General features: G+C 63.2%; 5 protein-coding genes. 4 read left to right on the forward strand and 1 reads right to left on the reverse strand.

Going from position 1 to position 5520, the window contains the following annotated elements; genetic code table 11:
- Positions 1-94: 94 nt before the first annotated feature.
- Positions 95-1084: a GntR family transcriptional regulator gene (locus tag HX873_RS30935; RefSeq protein ID WP_003210410.1), complete on the reverse strand. Its 990-nt coding sequence runs from the start codon at positions 1082-1084 to the stop codon at positions 95-97.
- A 336-nt stretch (positions 1085-1420) separates the two neighbouring features.
- Here HX873_RS30935 and HX873_RS30940 point away from each other — a divergent pair, with 336 nt between their 5' ends.
- The 4 genes from HX873_RS30940 to HX873_RS30955 all read left to right on the forward strand — a co-directional run.
- Positions 1421-2764, forward strand: coding sequence for an amidase (locus tag HX873_RS30940; protein WP_177123759.1), 1344 nt, complete (start codon positions 1421-1423; stop codon positions 2762-2764).
- An 11-nt stretch (positions 2765-2775) separates the two neighbouring features.
- The gene (locus tag HX873_RS30945; RefSeq protein WP_003210406.1) at positions 2776-3654 is read left to right on the forward strand and encodes a polysaccharide deacetylase; all 879 of its coding nucleotides are present in this window, start codon (positions 2776-2778) and stop codon (positions 3652-3654) included.
- Positions 3655-3696: 42 nt separating this feature from the next.
- Positions 3697-5037 carry an MFS transporter gene (locus HX873_RS30950; RefSeq protein WP_003210404.1) on the forward strand — a complete coding sequence of 447 codons (1341 nt, stop codon included), beginning with the start codon at positions 3697-3699 and terminating at the stop codon, positions 5035-5037.
- Between the two features lie 12 nt (positions 5038-5049).
- Positions 5050-5520: SDR family NAD(P)-dependent oxidoreductase (locus tag HX873_RS30955; protein WP_177123761.1), on the forward strand; the 471-nt coding region annotated here is incomplete at its 3' end.

A 5520-nucleotide genomic window follows, 5' to 3' on the forward strand; every position in this document is an offset into this window, starting at 1 on the left:
CTTGCTCGCGAAGGCGGTCTGTCAGTCAATGCATCTGTGACTGATGCGCCGCCTTCGCGAGCAAGCCCGCTCCCACATTTTCGATTGCATTTCGTCAGCTGAGTTTGTGCAAGTAGGCCGGTAAAGGTTGTTCAGGCAGCACCGACAGCACTTTCAACCGCTGCAACATCCGCTGCCGGGCCCGTTGCAGGTGCTCGCGCAGGTTCAGCGCGGCGGCGTCGAAGGCGCCATGCAACAGCAACTCCAGGATCAGCCGGTGCTCGGCCAGCATCGCCGGATCGGCACCGATGCCCAGCAGCCGGTAGAAAATCCGGCTGATGATCATCGGGCTCTGCCCCTGGCGGATCAGCGCGGCGATCTTGCGATTTTGCAGGCCGGCGAGGCAGTGCTGGTGCAGGTCTTCCTCGATCTGCTCGATCTCTTCCAGGCTGCAATGGGCGCTGTTTTGCGCATCGAGCACGCGCTGCAACATGGCGTGCAGCAGGTCGCGGTCGAGGTTCGGCGCGCTCTGGCGCAGGGCCTCGGGCTCCAGGCAGGCGCGCAGTTCGTAGTCTTCGGTGACTTCCCGGGCAGTCAGTGGCCCGGCCAGCCATTGGGAATAGGGTTCCTTTTCCACCAGGCCACGGTCCCGCAGGCGCATCAGCGCTTCACGCACCACCGCGCGGCTGACGTTGTAGTGCTCGGCGGCGGCCTGTTCATCGAGGCGATAATGCCCGAAGGCGATACAGGTCGAGAGCGCTGCGCCGATTTCCTCGACGATGCGCTCCCCCAGTGGCCGGGTGTCCACCAACTCATCTTCACCGTTGAGGCCCAGGTGCGCATGGCTCAGGGGCAAGCGCAGCGGCTCCATGTCCAGGCCGTCGGGGTTGATCAGGTAACCCCGGCCATCAAAGCGGCAGATCAGTCCTTCGTCATGCAACAGGTTCAGCGCCTTGCGCACCGGCACCCGGCTGGTGCCGAACAATTCGGCCAGCGGCGCTTCCAGCAACACCAGGCCATGGCGGGCGGTGCCGTGGGTGATGGCGTCGCGCAGAACCTGGTGAATCATCGCGTAACGGGAAGCCGAGGCTGACACTGCTTTCATCGGGCTCTCTGGAGCAAACGGGTCGGTGGCCGGGGATTCTCTCATAGTTGCGCCTGTCACTCTGCGCCACGTCGGTGGCACTTTTTTGGGGCCTTCAGAGGGTTGATGTTACTTTTCTGCACCAAAATGTATTTATTAATAAAAGATACATTATTTCATTCCGCGCTAGCCTTAAACACCAGCCGATATTTCTTTTAATGCCTGAAACCCATCTAGCCCGTGGATCTGCTCCAAAGTGCCAGGTGTGGCAACCGAGCTGTCCACGAGACTGGCACGAAAGCTGCCTTTGTAAAATGTACATTTTATTAATGTGTACATTTTTCAAAGGTCATTCCTATGTCAGACGCCACTTCAATGGCCGAGGATTTCGCCAGCGGTCGCAGCGACCCGGTGCAGGTCCTGGAACAGGCACTTGCCCACGCGAGCATGGCCCCCGGCGTGTTCATCTCCCTGACCGCCGAGCGCGCCCGCCGTGAGGCCGAAGCGTCGGCTGCCCGTTGGCGTGCCGGCCAGCCGTTGAGCGTGTTCGACGGGGTGCCACTGGCCTGGAAAGATCTGTTCGATGTGGCCGGCAGCATTACCACGGCGGGCGCGGCCTATCGCCGCAATGCGCCGGCTGTCTTGCTGGACGCACCAAGTGTGGGCCTGTTGTGCCGCGCCGGAATGGTCAGCGTCGGCAAGACCAACCTCAGCGAGCTGGCCTATTCCGGCCTGGGCCTGAACCCGCATTTCGGCACGCCGCACAACCCGGCCAGCGTCGATCAACCGCGGATTCCCGGCGGCTCGTCGTCGGGCTCGGCGGTCGCCGTGGCAGCCGGCATCGTGCCGATCGCCATGGGTACCGACACCGCCGGCTCCATCCGTATTCCGGCTGCGCTGAATGGCGTGGTCGGTTATCGCAGCAGTTGCCGGCGCTACAGCCGCGACGGCGTTTTTCCGCTGGCTCACACCCTCGACAGCCTCGGCCCGCTGACCCGCAGCGTGCGCGATGCACTGGCCATCGACGACCTGCTCAATGGTCGCGACCAGCGCCCACCACGCCCGCCCCGCAGCCTCAATGGCCAGCGGTTCTGGGTCGAGCAAAGTGTGCAGGAAGACGCACGGGTTGAACCTGCGGTGCGCGACAACCTGCAACGTTGTGTGGACCAATTGAAGGCAGACGGCGCACTGATTGAGGTACGCCCCTCGAGGACCTTCCAGGCCACCCTCGACCTGATCCAGCACCAGGGCTGGCTCGGCGCCTTCGAAGCCTTCGCCCTCCACGAAGCCCTGCTCGACAGCCCTGATGCCGAGCAACTCGACCCCCGCGTTCGCCGTCGCCTTGAAGCGGCCCGCACACTGCCGGCCAGCCAACTGCTGGCACTCTACGAAGCCCGTCGCCGCCTGCAACAGCAACTTGTCGACGAACTCGACGGCGCGATCCTCATCACCCCCACCGTGGCCCATGTGGCCCCGGCCCTGGCGCCGTTGGAAGCCGACTTTGAGCTGTTCGTCAGCACCAACCTCGCCACCCTGCGCCTGACCATGCCCGGCAGCCTGCTGGACATGCCCGGCGTCAGCCTGCCCAGCGGCCGCGATGCCCTGGGCCTGCCCACCGGCCTGCTGCTCAGCGCCCCCAGCGGCGAAGACGCGCGCCTGCTTCGGGCCGCGCTGTCAGTAGAAACCGCACTCACTTTTTAAGGAGACACATCATGGCTAAAGACATCCTCTGTGCATTTGGCGTCGACGTCGACGCGGTCGCCGGCTGGCTCGGTTCCTATGGCGGCGAAGATTCCCCGGACGACATTTCCCGCGGCCTGTTCGCCGGTGAAATCGGTGCGCCACGCCTGCTCAAATTGTTCGAGCGCTACGGCCTGCGCACCACCTGGTTTATCCCCGGCCACTCGATGGAAACCTTCCCCGAGCAGATGAAGGCGGTGGCCGACGCCGGTCACGAAATCGGTGTGCACGGCTACAGCCACGAAAACCCGATTGCGATGACGGCCGAGCAGGAAGAAATCGTCCTCGACAAGTCCATCGAGCTGATCACCCAGGTTACCGGCAAACGCCCCACCGGCTACGTCGCGCCGTGGTGGGAATTCAGCAAGGTCACCAACGAACTGCTGCTGAAAAAAGGCATCAAGTACGACCACAGCCTGATGCACAACGACTTCCACCCGTACTACGTGCGCAAGGGCGACACCTGGACCAAGATCGACTACAGCCAGCACCCCGACACCTGGATGAAACCCCTGGTGCGCGGCGAAGAAACCGACCTGGTGGAGATCCCGGCCAACTGGTACCTAGACGACCTGCCGCCGATGATGTTCATCAAGAAAGCCCCCAACAGCCACGGCTTCGTCAACCCGCGTCACCTCGAAGAAATGTGGCGCGACCAGTTCGATTGGGTCTACCGCGAGCACGAACACGCGGTGTTCACCATGACCATCCACCCCGACGTGTCCGGCCGCCCGCAAGTGCTGCTGATGCTTGAGCGGCTGATCGAACACATCCAGAGCCATGCCGGCGTGCGCTTCGTCACCTTCGACGAAATCGCCGATGACTTTATCCGCCGCCAACCGCGTACCTGACACCCGTACCTAAACCCTGGCCAACCTCCCGAGGCGCGATTCATGTCTATCTACAACAAGCTTGATCTGACTGGCTGGAAACCCCGGCAACTGACGCCCAAGGAGGTGCGTTTCGCCACCTGGATCGCGTTTTTCGCCTGGGTGTTTGCGGTGTATGACTTCATCCTTTTCGGCACCTTGCTGCCGGAAATCGGGCGGCACTTTAACTGGGGTGAAGTGGAGCAGGCGGAGATTGCGACATGGGTGGCGGTAGGCACCGCCGTGGTCGCGCTGGCCATCGGTCCGATCGTGGACAAACTGGGTCGGCGCAAAGGGATTATTTTCACCGTGGCCGGTTCGGCGATCTGCTCGGCGCTCACCGCCATTGGCGGCGCGTGGGGCAAATCGTCGCTGATCCTGATCCGTTCGCTGGGCGGCCTGGGTTATGCCGAGGAAACCGTCAACGCGACTTACCTGAGCGAACTGTACGCCGCCTCGGATGATCCGAAACTGGCCAAGCGTCGCGGCTTTATCTACAGCCTGGTGCAGGGCGGCTGGCCGGTGGGCGCGTTGATCGCGGCGGGTTTGACCGCGCTGTTGCTGCCGGTGATTGGCTGGCAGGGGTGCTTCGTGTTTGCGGCGATCCCGGCGATTGTCATCGCGGTCATGGCGCGCAAGCTCAAGGAAAGCCCGCAGTTCCAGATTCACCAGCGCATCAGCGAGCTGCGTAAAAGCGGCGCGGTGAAAGAGGCGCAAAACGTCGCCGTGACCTACGGCGTGGACTATGACGAACACAGCAAGGCCGGCCTCAAGGCCGCATTCCGTGGCCCGGCCCGCCGTGCAACCCTGGTGATCGGTGCGGCGCTGCTGCTCAACTGGGCGGCGATCCAGGTGTTCAGCGTGCTGGGTACGTCGGTGATCGTCAGCGTGCACCACATCTCGTTCGAGAACTCGCTGATCATCCTCGTGCTGTCGAACCTGGTGGGCTACTGCGGCTACCTCAGCCACGGCTGGATGGGCGACAAGATCGGCCGGCGCAATGTCATCGGCCTGGGCTGGATGCTCGGCGGGCTGTCGTTTGCCGGGATGCTGTTTGGCCCGAGCAACATGGCGATGGTGGTGGGGCTGTACAGCCTGGGCCTGTTCTTCCTGATCGGGCCGTACTCGGCGGCGCTGTTTTTCATCAGTGAGAGTTTTCCCACCAGCATCCGGGCTACCGGTGGCGCGATTATCCATGCCATGGGGCCGATTGGTGCGGTGGTTGCCGGGTTCGGCGCGACCCAGGTGTTGTCGGCCGGGAGTGACTGGCAGACCGCTGCGCTGTGGTTTGGCGCAGTGCCGTGCTTCCTCTCCGGTGCGTTGATGTTTGCCGCGCGCCATGTGCGTCCGGAAACCGTCCAGTAAGGAGTTGATTCGATGAGTCGTAAAGTTGCATTGATTACCGGTGCCGCCAGCGGCATCGGCCAGGCCCTCGCGGTGGCGTATGCCCGCAGCGGCGTGGCGGTGGTGGGTGGGTATTACCCGGCCGATCCCCATGACCCGCATCACACGGTTGCGCTGGTGGAAGAGGCGGGCGGTGAATGCCTGATGTTGCCGCTGGACGTGGGCGATACAACCTCGGTGGATAACCTGGCGGCGCAGGCGGTCCAGCACTTCGGTCGCCTCGATTACGCGGTGGCCAACGCCGGTTTGTTACGCCGTGCGCCACTGCTGGAGATGACCGACGAGCTGTGGAACGAGATGCTCAACGTCGACCTGACCGGGGTGATGCGCACCTTCCGGGCGGCAACCCGGCACATGCATGAAGGCGGTGCGCTGGTGGCGATTTCGTCGATTGCCGGTGGCGTGTATGGCTGGCAGGAGCACGCGCACTATGCGGCGGCCAAG

The sequence above is a fragment of the Pseudomonas sp. P7758 genome (assembly GCF_013386485.1).
Taxonomy (GTDB): domain Bacteria; phylum Pseudomonadota; class Gammaproteobacteria; order Pseudomonadales; family Pseudomonadaceae; genus Aquipseudomonas.